13 protein-coding genes are annotated in these 14,940 nt (G+C 71.2%); 7 read left to right on the top strand and 6 right to left on the bottom strand.

The window, feature by feature from the left end:
- Positions 1-65 precede the first annotated feature (65 nt).
- Genes B7R87_RS05940 through B7R87_RS05930 form a run of 3 tightly spaced genes read left to right on the top strand, consistent with a single transcriptional unit; the run spans position 66 to position 2,916 of the window.
- Positions 66-1,256: an NAD-dependent epimerase/dehydratase family protein gene (locus B7R87_RS05940; protein WP_006349988.1), complete on the top strand. Its 1,191-nt coding sequence runs from the start codon at positions 66-68 to the stop codon at positions 1,254-1,256.
- 41 nt (positions 1,257-1,297) lie between these two features.
- Positions 1,298-1,792, top strand: a complete 495-nt coding sequence (locus tag B7R87_RS05935; RefSeq protein WP_006349989.1) for an NUDIX domain-containing protein — start codon at positions 1,298-1,300, stop codon at positions 1,790-1,792.
- Positions 1,789-2,916 (top strand): GHMP family kinase ATP-binding protein, encoded by a 1,128-nt coding sequence (locus tag B7R87_RS05930; RefSeq protein WP_006349990.1) that lies wholly within the window; start codon positions 1,789-1,791, stop codon positions 2,914-2,916. The genes B7R87_RS05935 and B7R87_RS05930 overlap by 4 nt, the downstream gene beginning before the upstream one ends.
- Here the strand turns inward: B7R87_RS05930 and B7R87_RS05925 are convergent.
- From B7R87_RS05925 to B7R87_RS05910, 4 genes are all read right to left on the bottom strand, one after another.
- The gene (locus B7R87_RS05925) at positions 2,898-3,995 is read right to left on the bottom strand and encodes a radical SAM protein (RefSeq protein ID WP_006349991.1); all 1,098 of its coding nucleotides are present in this window, start codon (positions 3,993-3,995) and stop codon (positions 2,898-2,900) included. The two genes, B7R87_RS05930 and B7R87_RS05925, sit on opposite strands and share 19 nt — an antisense overlap.
- A 368-nt stretch (positions 3,996-4,363) precedes the next feature.
- Positions 4,364-5,305: a carbohydrate ABC transporter permease gene (locus B7R87_RS05920; protein ID WP_006349992.1), complete on the bottom strand. Its 942-nt coding sequence runs from the start codon at positions 5,303-5,305 to the stop codon at positions 4,364-4,366.
- Positions 5,302-6,306 carry a carbohydrate ABC transporter permease gene (locus B7R87_RS05915; protein WP_063838409.1) on the bottom strand — a complete coding sequence of 335 codons (1,005 nt, stop codon included), beginning with the start codon at positions 6,304-6,306 and terminating at the stop codon, positions 5,302-5,304. The genes B7R87_RS05920 and B7R87_RS05915 overlap by 4 nt, the downstream gene beginning before the upstream one ends.
- Positions 6,307-6,474: 168 nt before the next feature.
- Positions 6,475-7,776, bottom strand: coding sequence for an extracellular solute-binding protein (locus B7R87_RS05910; protein ID WP_045853138.1), 1,302 nt, complete (start codon positions 7,774-7,776; stop codon positions 6,475-6,477).
- A gap of 380 nt (positions 7,777-8,156) precedes the next feature.
- On the opposite strand from B7R87_RS05910, the gene B7R87_RS05905 reads away from it, so the two are divergent.
- Both B7R87_RS05905 and B7R87_RS05900 read left to right on the top strand, forming a co-directional pair.
- On the top strand, positions 8,157-9,320 hold the full coding sequence (locus tag B7R87_RS05905) for a hypothetical protein (RefSeq protein WP_006349995.1): 1,164 nt from the start codon (positions 8,157-8,159) through the stop codon (positions 9,318-9,320).
- 4 nt (positions 9,321-9,324) lie between these two features.
- The gene (locus tag B7R87_RS05900) at positions 9,325-10,086 is read left to right on the top strand and encodes an HAD family hydrolase (RefSeq protein WP_006349996.1); all 762 of its coding nucleotides are present in this window, start codon (positions 9,325-9,327) and stop codon (positions 10,084-10,086) included.
- A 108-nt stretch (positions 10,087-10,194) separates the two neighbouring features.
- On the opposite strand, the gene B7R87_RS05895 is transcribed toward B7R87_RS05900, so the two are convergent.
- A complete protein-coding gene (locus tag B7R87_RS05895; RefSeq protein WP_040916667.1) occupies positions 10,195-11,667 on the bottom strand; it encodes a N,N-dimethylformamidase beta subunit family domain-containing protein in 1,473 nt (490 codons plus the stop codon).
- Between the two features lie 320 nt (positions 11,668-11,987).
- Here B7R87_RS05895 and B7R87_RS05890 point away from each other — a divergent pair, with 320 nt between their 5' ends.
- Complete coding sequence (locus B7R87_RS05890; protein ID WP_040916668.1) at positions 11,988-12,833, top strand: class I SAM-dependent methyltransferase; 846 nt, start codon at positions 11,988-11,990, stop codon at positions 12,831-12,833.
- On the top strand, positions 12,830-13,606 hold the full coding sequence (locus B7R87_RS05885; RefSeq protein ID WP_006349999.1) for a GNAT family N-acetyltransferase: 777 nt from the start codon (positions 12,830-12,832) through the stop codon (positions 13,604-13,606). Before B7R87_RS05890 ends, B7R87_RS05885 begins: the two co-directional genes overlap by 4 nt.
- Here the strand turns inward: B7R87_RS05885 and B7R87_RS05880 are convergent.
- Positions 13,557-14,690, bottom strand: coding sequence for a hypothetical protein (locus B7R87_RS05880; RefSeq protein ID WP_130584526.1), 1,134 nt, complete (start codon positions 14,688-14,690; stop codon positions 13,557-13,559). The genes B7R87_RS05885 and B7R87_RS05880 overlap by 50 nt on opposite strands.
- Positions 14,691-14,940: the final 250 nt, after the last annotated feature.

Here is a 14,940-nt window from a genome sequence, read left to right as displayed (position 1 = left end):
TCGTCATGCTGGCTGCTGTACACGATTCACCAACGGAGCGGCCGTATCGGCCGTAAGGAGTCTGCATGCCGGGCACGAACGCTGGCGCAAACGCTGCGACGGACCAGAGCGACCAGCAGCACAACGGACGGAACGGCGAACGGAACGACGGGAAGAACGCGGTGACGACGGACTCGGCGGAACAGAAAACGGCACACGCACCGGCACATGCCCCGGAAAGCGCGGCGGACCATTCGGTCGCGGCGCGGCTGGAGAAGCTCAGGGGCTCCCGGATCGTCGTCACCGGCGGCGGCGGTCTGGTCGGCAGCAGGCTCACCGCCCTGCTCCTCGCCGCCGAGGCGGAGGTCGTCGTCCTGGACCGGATGGACGCCTACCCGGACGCCACCCACGAACGCTTCGGCACCCGGCGCTCCGGCGCCGAACTCGTCGTCGGAGACGTCGGCGACCGCGAGGCCGTACGCAGGGTCATGGACGGCGCCGATCTGCTGGTGCACGCCGCCGCCTTCGCGGACGTCGCCGCCTGCACCCGCCGCCCCGACATCGCCTTCGAGGCCAATGTCGCCGGAACCGAGACCGTCCTGGAGGAAGCCGCCACGGCCCGGGTGCGCCGGATGGTCTTCGTCTCCTCGGCGGCGGTGTACGGCAACGGCACCTCCCCGCTCGACGGCCCCCAGCGCTTCACCGAGGACCAGGCGCCCCACCCGCTGTCGGTCTACGCCAACTCCAAGCTCTGGGGCGAGCACCAGACCCGGCTGCTGCTCGCCGGGACCGGCACCGACTACGCGATCCTGCGCTACTTCTCCGTCTACGGCGATCCGCAGACCCCCAAGCCGGGCAGCCACTCCTGGATGGTCGCGTGGCTCGCCATGCACGCCAGGGCCGGACTGCCGATGCGGCTCAACGGCGGCGGCCTCCAGGTCCGTGACCTCGTCCACGTCGACGACATCGCCGCCGCCACCGCGCTCGCCCTGGTCGAGGACGGAGTGGTCGGCGAGACCGTCAACGTCGGCTCCGGCATCGCCACCTCCGTGCGCGACGTCGCCGAACTGATCGCCCCCTACTACCCCGGGTCCCGTTTCCTCACCACCCCGCGCCCCGCCGACGACCCGCTCGGCGGCTACGCCGCCACGGACCGGCTGCGCGAACTGCTGCGCTGGACCCCGGGCATCACCGTGCGCGAGGGTGTCGACCGGTATGTGCGCTGGCTCAACGCCACGCCGGACGCGGTGCCCGCCTGGCTGACGGAGCAGGCGTGACACCGGCGGCCACAGCCGGTGAACGAAAGGGAACGGCACGGATGGGTTACGTCGGATCGTACGTCTGGAAACTGCGGCAGTCCGTCGGCAGCAGACTGCTGCTGATGCCCGGGGCCCAGATCCTCCTCGAAGACCCCGACGGCCGGGTGCTGTTCCAGCAGCGCGCCGACAACGGGCAGTGGGAGATCCCGGCCGGAGCCTGCGAGGAGGGCAGCGACTTCGCCGGAACGGCCGTCACCGAACTGGAGGAGGAGACCGGTCTGCTGGTGCGCCGGGAGGACCTGGTGCCCTTCGGCTCCCTCTCCGACCCCGGGCTGCACACCTTCACCTACCCCAACGGCGATGTGATGCACTGCTTCGCCCTGCTCTTCGCCGCCCGGACCTGGGCCGGGGAGCCGTCTCCCGACCCCGGCGAAGTGGTGCGGATCGCCTGGCACCGCCCGGACGACCCGCCCGCGCCGCTGCACAAGCCCACCGCCGCGGTGCTGGAGATGTACCGCGAGTTCAACGCAACGGGAAGGTTCCAGGCCCGGTGACCGGATCCACGGAAGCCCGCACGTCCCCGGTGCCGGAAGGCCCGGGAGAGCACAACGGGGCCGGCCGGCCCGCGTCCGCGCCCGGTGCGGTCCCGGAGCCGGCCCGGTCCGGCGGCGACCGCCACCAGGACGCCGTCTTACGGCTCGGGGTCCGGGCGGCGGTGCCCTGCCGGGCCTGCCTGTCCGGCGAGGACCTCGACTGGCTGGGCGGACGCGGCGTCAGTGTCGCCCTCGACCTGCCCACCGTCGTCACCACGGTCCCCGGACCGCCCCCGGCGCCCACCGGCGACTGGGCCGATCAGGTGTGGGACTTCCTGCGGGCCCGGCTCGCCGGACTGCCCCCGCGCCCGCCCGCCGTCGAGGTGCGCAGCGAGGCGCCCTCCGCCAGCGGGCTCTCCTCGTCGACCGCCCTGATCGTCGGCCTGTTCCGGGCCTACACCGGAGCCTGTGTCCCCGCACCGGACACCGTCCCGGTGGACACGCTCGCGCAATGGGCCTACGAATTCGAGTTCGCGCACTTCAACGGCGGCGGGATGGACCAGCTCGCGGTCATCGAGGGCGGGGCGCTGCTGCTCGAAGGCCGGCCCACCGGACTGCCCGCCGTCGCGGACCGGGCCGTCTTCCCCGCCGACTGGGCGGTCCTGGTCCTGGACTCCGCGTCCCGCAAGGACACCTCCGACCATATCCGGACCGTACGGGCCCAGCTCAGGGACGGCGATCCCGCCCTGGCGGCCTATCTCAAGGAGGCCGACGCCGCCTCCGCCGATGCCTGGTCCGCGATCCGCTCCGGGGAACTCGGCGCACTGGCCGAGGCCATGGACCGGGCGCACATCACCATGCGGGACCACCAGCAAATGTCGACGCCCCTGCTGGAGACCTTGCGCGCGCTGGCGCAGCGGTCCACGGGACTGACGCTGAAGCTCAGCGGCGCGGGCGGCGGCGGCGCCCTGGTGGGCGTCTGCCGCACGGCCGACGCCGACGGTATCGCCGCCGCGCTCCGTGAAGCCCTGCGCGGGGAACACCCCGACGCCCGGGTGATACCCACCCGGGCGTCGGCCGGTGCGGTGCCGGAGGCGCGCAACAGCCGCCTCCGGCCCGTACCGGATCAGATGAACGGGTCGTAGTCCTCGGCCGGTTCCGCCGCCGCCGCTCCGGCCCCGATCTTCTGGAGTTCGAGGTTGGAGCGGTGGCGGGCGCAGTGGAAGCGGCAGTCCCGGCTGGGGTCGACGATCCCGCGGTCCGCCGAGGCCCAGATGTCCGGCAGCTTCTCGGTCACCGCGTCACCGATCTTCGCCAGCGGATTGCCCCGGTGGTAGGAGCAGACGTACACGCCCGAAGGGGTGATCAGTGTCCGCAGCTCCGCCACCGGGCAGCGGTGGTAGTCCTTCGGCTGCACCGGGCCCACCCGGTTGCGCAGGGTCGTCAGGGTCGAGGAGTCGATGATCTCGAAGGTGTCGTCCGCCAGCTTCTCCGCCTCGTGCAGCTGCTCGACGACGGAGGCGAGCGTCTCCTCGGGCATCTGGATGACGTGGTGCCCGTCGTCGAACATCGCCTTGGACTCGAAGTAGTCGCAGCCGATGTCCTTGGCGAGCCGCGCCGCCTGCAGCACCTCGTGGTGGTTGCTGACGAAGGAGCCGTCCGGCTGCCGTCGCGTCATGATCAGGAACGAATATCCCAGTGCACCCCGCTTCTCCGCGGCCAGCAGCCGCATATTGGCGATCACCTTGTCGAAGACGCTCCGCCCCTTGCGGTCGGGGCGGAACACGCCGTATGTGTCGGCGCTCCCGGAGTCCATCGACACCCGCACCCAGGAGGCGTACCGGGCCAGTTCGTCGAGGTTCTGCGGGATCATGGTGCCGTTGGTGACCACGCCGATGGCGATGCCCGCCTCGCCGAGGGTGCGCAGCACCTGGCGGGTGCCGCGATGGGCCAGCGGTTCGCCGCCGCCGATGAGGACGACCCCGCGGACGGACATCTCCACCAGCTCAGCGGCGAGTTCGGCGAGCCGCTCGGGGGTGAAGCGGCCCTGGTTCAGCAGCTTTCCGCTGATGCACTCGGGGCAGGCCAGATCGCAGAACGTGGTCGGGTCGAGGTCCACCACCAGGGGGGCGGTGGAGCGCTGTCCGGAGGCGACTTCGAGGACTCGGGGCCAGCCGGACGGCTGGTACAGCTTGGAAACCAGGTCAAGACGGTCGGACGTCACGGATGTTCTCCTGCTTGGTCGGGAGCAGGCCGCGGGCCCGTCGGCGGGCAGCCGCGACCGGCAACGGTTTCCGGGGATGGGAAGGGGGGGTGCGCCGACGGCATTGGCGGCGTGACGTTGGCGACGGACGGAACGATCGACGGAAAGGGCCGGAAAGGGCCGGAAAGGGCCGGGAACGGCCGGGAACGGCCGGGAACAGTCGGGACCGGCCGGGAGTCGGGGACGGCCGGTGACGGACGGCGCGCGGACCGGCGGCGGCCGGGCCGGGGCTCACGGGCGTCGGCCGGGTGGCCCCGCCGGTGTCGGCGGGGCCCGTGCCGGCGGTGCCCGGACCGGGTGGACGCGGTACGGAGGCGGGGCCCGGGTGGTCATCCCTTGACGGCGCCCGCAGCCAGTCCGTTCGCCACCCGCCGCTGCACGATCAGGAAGAAGACCACGACGGGCAGGGCCGTCAGGGTGGCGCCCGCCATCAGCCCGCCGTAGTCGGTGCCGAAGGTGGTCTGGAAGGACACCAGCCAGATGGAGACGGTCTGCTTCTCGTCGCTGGAGAGCAGCACATAGGCGAGGACGTACTCGTTCCACGCCTGCACCAGGGAGTAGACCGAGGTCGCCACGAGTCCGGGGGCCAGCAGCGGCAGCAGCACCCGGCGGAACGCCCCGGCCCTGGTACACCCGTCGACCATGGCCGCCTCCTCCAGTTCGGCCGGGACGGCGACCACGAAGCCGCGCAGCAGCCAGACGGTGAACGGCAGCATGAAGACCAGATAGGTGAGGACGACCCCGGTCAGACTGTCCGTCAGACCGGCGTCGCTGAGCAGCAGATACAGCGGGATGATCAGTCCGGCGAGCGGGATCATCTGGATGGAGAGGATCGCCAGGACGAAGACCCGGCGCCCCAGGAACGCGTACCGGGCCACCGCGTACGCCGCCAGTACCCCGATGACCAGGGAGACCAGTACCGTCCCGACGCCCACCAGGGCGCTGGCCCGGACACTGGACCAGAAGGTCTCCGACTCCATGGCCCGGCGGAAGTTCTCCAGCGTCAGCCCGCTCGGCCAGAGCCGCGGCGGGTTGCGGCGGATCTCGTGCGCGGGGCGGAGCGCGGTCAGCAGCATCCAGTACACCGGGAAGGCCATGGCGGCGCAGAACAGCAGCGCCAGGGTGTTGGCGAGCCGGGACCGTCTGCGCCGCCGCCGCTGCCCGGCCCGCTGCTCGGGCCGTACGGTGCGTGGCTCTGCCGCCGCCGGTTCGGGGTCCGGGCGCCGGGCACCCGGTGCCGTGGCCGTGTTGACGGTTCCGTCGGTGCTCACTCGGCCTCTCCCATTCTGACCAGCTGGCGTACGTAGACCACGGCACCGGCGAGCAGCAGCAGTACGGTGATCACGGCGATCGCCGCCCCGGTGCTGTAGCGGTTGACGGCGAAGGACTCGATGAAGGAGTGGACCCCGAGGAGGTAGTACTCCTTCTCCGGGGTGCCCGAGCGCATCAGCCAGATCTGGTTGAAGACGCCGAAGGTCCAGATCGCGGTCAGCGACGTCACCATGACGAACGCGGGCCGGATGACCGGGAAGACGATGTGGCGGAAGACCTTCGTCCCCTCGGCGCCGTCGACCCTGGCGGCCTCCTCCAGCTCCGGCGGCACCTGGGTGAGCGCCGCCTGCAGGGTGATCGTGGCAAAGGGCAGAGAACCCCAGATCACCACGGCGGCGATCACCGCGAACCCCTGCCAGGGGTCCTCGAACCAGTTGTGCCGTTCGAAGGAGACTCCGGGCACCAGCCCGAGCAGCCAGTTGGCGACCCCGAACTCGGGGTCCACCAGCCAGCGGAACACCGCCGCCGCGACCATCACCGGCATCGCCCAGACCGCGACCAGGACGGCGCCCGTCAGCAGCCGCACCCAGGGCGCGACCCGCCGGAGCAGCAGGGCCACCAGCATCGCCGTGCCCATCGTCGCGACCGTGCACACCAGGGTGAAGAGGGAGGTACGGCCGACGACCACCCAGAAGAAGCGGTCGGAGAGGACCGTACGGTACTGGTCGAGACCGACCCACGGCGGTTCGGTGCCGGCGAACAGCTCCCGCCGGGTCATGTCCTGGAAGGACAGCAGTACCAGTTCGACCAGGGGGTAGCCGAGGACCGCGGCGAGCGCGAGGACGGTCGGCGCGATCAGTGCGTACGGCACCGCCCGGCGGCGCAGCGTCCGCCAGGAGCGTGCGGCGGGCGGACGGGCCGTCCGGCGGCCCCGACCGGGGGAGGGGCGTACCGGCGTCCCGGCCGGACGCGTTGGATGGGGTGGATCTGCGGTCGCCATGCGGGGGGTCTCCTCGGTTCGTCGGGTCGCGGCGGTGAGGTGCCCCCGCGGGCCGGGGGCGCCCGGCCCCGGCCCGGCCCGCCGGTGCGGCCCGGCGGGCGGCGGAGCGCGGGCGCACCTGTGGCCACCGGTCCCGCGGGGCGGCGGATCGGAGGGCGGCCGGGAGCGTCAGTTGTCGTTGATCACCGCGTCGATCGCCCGGTCGGCGTCCTTGGCCGCCTGCTCGACGGACTTCTTGTCGGTCGCGATCGCCTGGAGCATCTCCGGCAGGACGTTGGACTTCTCCACGGCTCCCCAGCCGGGCGCCAGCGGGGTGACCCAGCCCCGGGCGGCGGAGATCGCGGCGGCCCCGTTGATGCCGTCGGCGGGGACGTCCCGCAGCTGGATCGTGTTGTTGGGCAGCGTCTCGGCCTTGATCAGGGTGCGCTGCGACTCCCGGTCGGTGAAGAGCCGGATCCACTCCCGGGCCATGTCCTGACTGCGGGACTTGACGGGAACGGCCAGGGTGGAGCCGCCCAGGAAGGGCGGCATGAGCTTGCCCGAGGGGCCGGGGAAGGGGAAGGTGGCGAACTTGCCCTTCATCGCCGGATTGCCGCCCGCCTTCGGATCGGCCGCGGCGTTGGCCTCCCAGGTGTTGCCGTAGAACATGCCGGTCTTGCCCTGGCCCACGACACCGGGTTCGTCGCTGTTGTCCTTGGAACGGTCACCCGTGTAGTAGGTGTCCAGCAGCTTCTTCCACTCGGTGAGGCCCTTGAGGGACTCGGGGGAAGCCAGCGCACCGCGCCAGCGCCCGTCCTGCTGGACGGCCATCTCGCCCCCTGCGTCCTTGACATAGGCCATCGCGGCGCTCCAGTAGCGCCCCGGCATATGGAAGGCCGAGAAGTTCTTGTCGGTCCGGCCGAATCTGGCCTTCATTTTGTCCAGAACCGACAGCAGCTCCGGATAGGTCGACGGTGGCTTTGCGACACCTATCTCCCGGAGGAGATCTGTCCGGTAGATGCCTACGCGGGCGCCCGCGTAGTAGGGCACACAGTAAGTCTTCCCGTTCAGTCGACACGCGTCCGCAAGAGCCGGAAGCCAGTCCTTGGAATGATCGAATTTCTGCTCGTCAACCGGACTGAATGCGCCATTGACGATGTAATTGGTGGTCTCGCTGTTGCCCATCTCGACCACATCTGGTACGTCCCGGCCGGCCAATGCGGCATCAATCTTCTGATTCTTGCTGGTCCACTGCTGGTACTGCACATCGACCCGAACGCCCGGATATCGCTCCGCGAAGCGCTTGTTGGTCGCCGTGATGAGACCGGGCCAGCTCTCCCTGGCGTCGATGGTCAGCCACACGGTCAGTTCGTCCGATCCACCACCGCCTGCGGAACCGCCCTTGCCGCCCGAGTCGCAGGCCGTTGCGGCGAGGGCGAGCACCAGTGCGCCGGAGGTACGGACGGCGGTGCGAGAACGGGATCGTCGCATGACTGTCCCCCTTTCGAGGATTCGATCTCTCCAGACTTGGCCGAACCGGGCTCCTATCTACCCAGCAAAGTGCGCCGATCTACCCGGGCAGCTCTTTTTGGCCAGGATCGGACCGCGCATTATGAAATGTTCCTGCACGGCCTCGGCCTTTGCGTCCAACGGCCCGGACACCTGCTCATCGGGCCGTCCGGATCACCGAAGGCCACCGAATTGGCGTGAATAGGGGGGATGCCCGGCTCGGGTGCCCTTGACGGGTGCGTACCCGCTGGCTCATTTTTTCTCGTGATCTCCCGTGATCTCTACGGGCCTCCTGCGGACCGGTGTTCCGGCCCGCGCTGTTGGTGAACTCCCTTGCGTCCCCGATCGAAGGGTATGGACCGGTGATTGAGCACGGCACGACGAGCGGTGAAACCAGCGAACGTCCCGTCCGGGTCAACTCGTGGAACGGCTGGGACCCGTTGCGTCATGTCATCGTCGGCAGGGCCGACGAGGCGGTGGTCCAGGCACCCGAACCGGCCGTACGTCGTGACTTCCCCGACGACGGATTCCCCCTCGGCACCTACGGGCCGATGCCCGAGGACATGACGGCCGAGGCCAATGAGCAGCTCGACAACTTCGCAGACATGCTGCGGCGGCGCGGTATCCGCGTGGACCGGCCGACACCCGTCGACTTCAACCAGCAGGTCTCGACCCCGGACTGGACCCAGGAGACCATGTCCGGCTGTATGCCGCCCCGCGATCTGCTGCTGACCGTCGGCAGCGAGGTGCTGGAGGCGACCATGTCGTACCGCAGCCGCTGGTACGAGTACCTCTGCTACCGGCCCCTCCTCCAGGACCTCTTCAAGGCGGACCCCCGGATGCGCTGGGAGGCCGCGCCCAAGCCGCGGCTGACCGACGCCAGCTACCACACCGAGTTCTGGGACACCTACAACGAGCTGCCCACCGAGGTGCAGCTGGCCAAGGTCCGCGACTACGACCTCGTCCTGACCGAGGAGGAGCCGCTGTTCGACGCGGCCGATATCGCACGCTTCGGCAAGGACCTCTTCGTCCAGCTCTCCTTCGTGACCAACCGCAGCGGCTACGACTGGCTGAAGCGGCACTTCCCGGACCACCGGGTGCACGCGGTCACCTCCACCAACACCCACCCCCTGCACATCGACGCCACCTGGGTGCCGCTCCGGCCCGGGCTGGTCCTCCACTGCGGCGAGCGGCTCGCCGACCCCGAGCTGATGGACTTCTTCAAGCTCAACGACTGGGAGATCGTCGAAGCGGTGCAGCCTGCGAGCTGGGACCATCCGCCGAAGCTCTCCTTCTGCAGCCCCTGGCTGGCCGGGAACATGCTCAACCTGGACGCCAACACCCTCTGCATCGAGGAGAAGGAGGTGAAGCTGTCGGAGCAGCTCGCCGGGTACGGCTTCGAGATCGTGCCGGTGCCGTTCCGGGCCGTCGGCCCCTTCGGCGGCGGACTGCACTGCGCCACCGTCGACATCGAGCGCGAAGGCGACTGCCAGGACTACTTCCCGCGCCGCCACGGAAAGTACTGAGACGGTGGGTGCCGCACGGGCGGAGGGGCCCGGCGCCGTCGCCCACGGCTCCCTCCTGGACGGAGTCGACGCCGTCGCCCTCGACTTCTACGGCACGCTCGTCCGGATGGTGCCGCCCCTGCCGCCCACCCACGACGCGGTGCTGCGCCGCCGGGGCCTCCACGCCGCCGCCGACCGCTGGGGCGACATGTGGTCGACCGGGATCGCGGACGGCGAGGACCACCGGGAACACTCGGTGTCCGAAGCGGCCTACCGCGCCTGGGAGGTGGACCGGCTGCGGCGGCACGCCCTGGACCGGGGCGTACCCGCCGATGTGGCCGGGGAGGTGGCCGTCGAACTGGACCGGGCCGGGAAGACCCTGGCCCTGGAGCTGTTCCCCGACGTCCTCGACTCCCTGGCGCGCCTGCGCGGACGGGGTCTGCGGATCGTCGTCTGCTCCAACTGGTTCTGGGACCTCGACCGGGCCGTGACCGCCGCGGGCCTCGGCGGACTGGTCGACTCCAGTGTCAGCTCGGCCCGGGCGGGGGTGCGCAAACCGCACCCCCTGATCTACCGGGCCGTCCTCGAAGCCTGCGGCACCACCCCCGGCCGCACGCTCTTCGTGGGGGACATGTGGGAGCCCGATGTGCTGGGGCCGCTGGCCCTCGGCATGCGGGCCGCGCACCTCCACCGCCCCGACCGGGCGGTGGAGGGCACCGCTCCGCCCCTGCCCCGGGGCGCGGCCCGGATCACCACCCTGCGCACGCTGACGGATCCGACACCGTAGGGCGGGCCGCGAGACACCGCCCCGGGGTGCCCACGAGGCCCCCGGGGCGGCAGGCCACGCCCACGGTCCGGTACGGCGACCGATCACGGTCCGGTACGGCGACCGGGCTCAGGGCCCGGCCGGGGCTCCGGCCCGCCGGGACAGCCGGTCCAGGACGTTGCGGGTCACCCGTACCACGCCCGGATCCTCCTCCCGTCCGCAGATCACCGGCCAGTCGGTGGTCCCGGCGGTGAAGACGGTCCCGCCGCCCTCGACCGTGTGCACGCCCATGGTCGCGGCGCGCGGGCCGGTCCGCTCCGGCTCGCGCACCACACAGTTCCAGTGGCCCCACTTCATGGTGGTCACGTCCTCGCTGACGGGCGACAGCTCGTACAGGCCGAGGATCAGAAAAGAGGCGGGCGTACCGTCGGCGCCGGTCGCCCGGGCGACGCCCCGTTCGTCGTACGCGAAGGCCGCACCGTCGCACTCGTAGCCGATCAGCGGGGTCCCGGCGCCCAGACGGTCCGCGGGACCACCGTCGGAACCGTCCCGCAGTCCGGTGCCCTCGAACACCCAGTGCCCGGCGTGCTGGACCCGGTAGCCGACCCGCGGACGGTCGCCCGGCCACTCGCCCGGCCACATCCCGCCGTTGCGGAAACTGACCCCGGTCAGGACGTTCTCCGGGGTGCCGACGCCGTCCGGCGGGGCCGCCCACCACAGATCCGTCGACGGCAGATGCGGGAACACCCCGTCGACGTGGTGGTCCGTGTCGGATACGAGCCCGGTGTCGTCGTCCGTGAGGTGCACCCGCCACCAGCAGGTGTTGGCGCTGAGGAAGGCGACGTTCCCGCCCGCGCGCAGATGGGCGTCCGTGTGCTCCCGCATCGCCGTGCTCCAGTACTCGTCGTGACCGACGCTCAGCAGCAGGTCGTACGGGGCCAGCAGCCCGGGATCCCGGTGGAGGTCGAGGTCCGTGCAGTACTCGACGGCGTAACCGCACCGCTCCAGCCAGCCGATGAAAGGAGCGTCCCACCAGGCCAGGTCGATCACCCCGCCCGGACGCCGCATGCTCAGCCGGTGACCACGCGGCCGGCCGTCGCCGCCCGTGCCGTACACCGGGTTGTCGTACAGGCTCCCGGCCCGCGGGACGCCCTCGCGGTCCGCCCGGTTGTAGGCGTGCCGGGTGAACGTCGACTTCTTGTACAGGATCCGGCCCCGGCCGCCCGGGCGCCGGGGCCGCACCACGAAGAACTCCCGGGCGAAGCCCTCGATGTCCCCGTCGCCGAGCAGCGGCACCGTCTCCCGCTGCCCCTCTTCGACCAGGTGCGCCAGATAGATGCCCGTCGGCCACTCCCCGGGCACGTCGATCCGGTACTCCGGGAAGCCCCAGTCCACGGCGGGCGATGCCACCCCGGGGATCCCCTCCGGATGGGGCGGCGGATCGGTCCGTATCCCGGGGTACGGACCCGACTCGGCCATGAACTCCAGCTCCCGGCCCAGCCGGTACAGCCGTACCCGGAACGCGGGCGCGTCGGTCGACACATGGAGGGCGAGTGCCTCACCGGCCGTCACGCTCTCCCGCCCCGCATACCCCTCAATCACGGTCCCTCCCCGGAACAGGCCCGTCACTCGCGGGCCGACGGCGCCCGATGCTAAGAGAAGGTGCCCGCTGCAACAACACACCTGGGGAAGACCGGACTTTCGCCAGTTGATTCCGGCCAACTGAAACGTTTCAAGAGTGCGGGAGGAAGGGCTTGGGTAGCGCGCAGAAGCATGCCCGGAAGCAGTGGGGAAGCACATCGGTAAGCATGCGGGTAAGCGGGCGGAAAACTACCGTTCGGTATCGGAGAAGAGTAGTGGGTTTCGGTAGGGAAACCCCGGCTGAGAGGATGTTCGTGGCATCGGATAAATCGGAATTCCGGGTGAGGGAACTCGTTCTCGGTATCGAGGGGCTGGCGCTGCTGCGTAACGCCATCGGCACGGACGAGGCGTTTCTGGAGCGGCGGCTGGCCGAGATCAGGAAGTACGCGAACGGGCCCGCGGAGGACCTGCCCGGCGGGGGAGCGTCCGTCGGCGAGCTGGACGCGGGCGCCGGATACGCCGCCTGGTCGGGCATCTACGACTCCCTGCCCAGCTCCTATCTGGAGGTCGAGGAGCCCATCGTGCACCGGCTCTTCGAGGAGGGGCCCGCCGGCACCGCACTCGACGCCGCCTGCGGCACCGGCCGCACCACCGCCGCCCTGGCTGCCCGCGGCTACCGCACCATCGGCGTCGACCAATCCCCCGACATGCTGGAACACGCCCGGCGGAAGGTGCCGGACGGCGAGTTCCACGAGGGCCGGCTGGAGAAGCTCCCGGTGGACGACGCCTCCGTCGACCTCGCCGTCAGCACCCTGGCCCTGACCCATATGCCCGATCTCACCGATGCCGTGGCCGAACTGGCGCGGGTGGTCCGGCCCGGCGGCCGGGTGATCGTCTCCGATCTGCACCCCTTCGTCGTCACCCTCCAGGGCCAGTGTCTGTTCGTCGCGGGCGACGAAGAACTGGCCTTCGTCCGCAACCATGTCCATCTGGCCGGGGACTATCTGCGCGCCTTCACCGCCGCCGGACTGTCGGTACGCGCCTGTTACGAACCGCTGTTCAATGGGCGGCTCGCCCCCGGCGGATATGAGGAACACATCTCGGAGGCGGCCAGGGCGGCCTGGAACGACATTCCGATCGTCATCGTCTGGGAAGCCGTCAAGCCTGCCGTGGGAGCCGCCGGATGAGTCCCCGCTTCGTCAATCATTCGGAACGTCCCGAACTGTGGGACCGAATTCCCGAGGTCTTCGCCGGGGTCGTCCCCGAATACAACCTGCACGGCGACATCAACCAAACCCACTGGAACCGCCTCTTCGAGGAATTCCGCGACTACCAGTTCCTGCTGTACGACGAGGAACGCGACGAAATCCTCGGCGCGGGCCGCTCCCTGCCCCGCGTCTGGGACGGGACCCCCAAGGACCTCGGCTCGGGGCTCGACGACTCCATCAGCGCCGCCTACCTCGCCCGGGACACCGGCCGCAAGCCGACCGCGCTGGTCGCCCTCGGGGTCGAGGTCGCCCCCAAGCACCAGGGCTCGGGCCACTCCAAGGCGCTCCTGACCCATCTCTCCGATCTCGCCAGGGCCGACGGGTTCGACCATCTCATCGTGCCCCTGCGGCCGATCTGGAAGCACCGCTACCCGCTGGCGCCCATCGAGCGGTACGCCACCTGGACCCGGGAGGACGGCGAACCCTTCGACCCCTGGATCCGGACCCAGGTACGGCTCGGCGGCACCGTCACCGCCGCGATGGAACGTTCCTCCAGGATCAGTGGCACGGTCGCCGAGTGGGAGAGCTGGACCGGAATGGCCTTCCCCGGGGACGGCGACTACGTCTTCCCCGAGGGGCTCTCCACCCTGCGCGTGGACCGCGCCCGGGACCGGGCGGTCTACTGGGAACCGGCCGTCTGGGTCACCTTCGATCTGCGAGGGCCTGCTCCGGAAGCCGCTCCCCGGAGCTGACGGCGGCGAAGGCGTACTCGGCCAGCAGGGCCGTGTGCTCCCGGCCGGCCTCCGGGCGCCGCTCCGGCGACAGTCCCGCGGGGCCGACCGTGGACACGGCGGCGGCTCGCAGCTTCTCGGCCGCCGCGGTGCGGGCCGGATCCCCGCCGCCCGGCGCGTACCGCCGGGCGGCGGCCCGCGCCTGCACGCCCAGCAGCAGACAGTGGATCCACAGCTCGTCGGCGAAGGACGGACCGAACGCCTCCGCCACCTGCCGCGCCTGCTTCTCCTCCGCCGGGGCCCGCGAGCCGAGCGTGCCGAGCACCGCCGCCTCCGAAAGACCCGTCCGCGGCAGCGCCTCCCGCCAGGTGAAGTGGTGCCGCGCATCGGGCGTGGTGTCCTGGCCGGGCAGCCGGATGAAGCCCTCCCCGTACCGCATGTACGGCAGCCAGTCGAGCTCCTCCAGCACCCAGCCGTCCAGCAGCAGCGGACGCGCGTCGGCGGACTCCGAGGGGCAGACCGCGAGCCGTACCCCCTGCGAGGCATGGCCGTTGATGCTGCTGGTGCCCGTGTGCTCGGTGACCGTGGGGACCGCGAGCAGGGCGGAACGCCCGTGGCCCCGGAGGAACGCGGCCATCAGCTCGTCGTCGTGGCGCTCCGCGCTGCCCGTCGCGTACCGCCGGAATCCGTCGGCGAGCGCGATCGGCAGGACGATCGCCAGCGTCGGAGTGAACTCCTCCGGCGCCGCCCGCACCCAGCCCGCCCCCGCCAGCGCGGCGAGCCGGGCCGCGGAGCCGTTGCGGGCGTGCCAGTTGGTGTAGTACGCCAGGGCGTCGTCGGGGAAGCGGTCCGCGCAGTGCGCCACCAGATCGACGAAGTCGTCGGGCGCGGCGACGTCGTCCTGAATCATCAGATGGTGCGTCGCGCCCTCGGCCGTGCGCGCCCAGGCCACCAGGGCCGTACGCAGGGCGGAGGGGGGACCGCCGGGATCGGGGTCCAGCGCCAGTCCGCCGAGGCCGAGCCGGTCGCTCAGCTCCTGGGCCTGTGCACGGCGTACGGGATGGGTCATCACGGCCGAACTCACACGTGCGCGAGCGGTGGGCATCGGGGCACTCCTCCGGGCGGTCGGGCAGTCGGGCGGGCGGGCGTTGTGGCGGTCCGGCGTGGTGGTCCGGCGGTCTCGCGGTCCGGTGGTTCCGGTGGTCCCCCGGTCCGGCGTGGTGGTCCGGCGGCGGGTCGGCCGGGCGTCGCGGTGGCGGCAGCCCGGTTCCCGGCCCGGCAGATACCGACCGGGGCGGAACACCGGCGGCCACCGACGGCCACCGGCGGGGCACGGTCCGGCGCGCCCCAGCCGA

Origin of the sequence: Streptomyces tsukubensis (assembly GCF_003932715.1) — a bacterium.
GTDB lineage: Bacteria > Actinomycetota > Actinomycetes > Streptomycetales > Streptomycetaceae > Streptomyces > Streptomyces tsukubensis.
The sequence above is the reverse complement of the archived record's forward strand: the minus strand, read 5'-3'. Positions and strand labels throughout refer to the sequence as shown.

Coding starts and splice junctions, on each gene's coding strand:
- B7R87_RS05940 (WP_006349988.1), top strand. CDS start 66: ATGCCGGGCACGAACGCTGGCGCAAACGCTGCGACGGACCAGAGCGAC.
- B7R87_RS05885 (WP_006349999.1), top strand. CDS start 12,830: ATGAGTCCCCGCTTCGTCAATCATTCGGAACGTCCCGAACTGTGGGAC.
- B7R87_RS05915 (WP_063838409.1), bottom strand. CDS start 6,306: ATGGCGACCGCAGATCCACCCCATCCAACGCGTCCGGCCGGGACGCCG.
- B7R87_RS05910 (WP_045853138.1), bottom strand. CDS start 7,776: ATGCGACGATCCCGTTCTCGCACCGCCGTCCGTACCTCCGGCGCACTG.
- B7R87_RS05935 (WP_006349989.1), top strand. CDS start 1,298: ATGGGTTACGTCGGATCGTACGTCTGGAAACTGCGGCAGTCCGTCGGC.
- B7R87_RS05880 (WP_130584526.1), bottom strand. CDS start 14,690: ATGCCCACCGCTCGCGCACGTGTGAGTTCGGCCGTGATGACCCATCCC.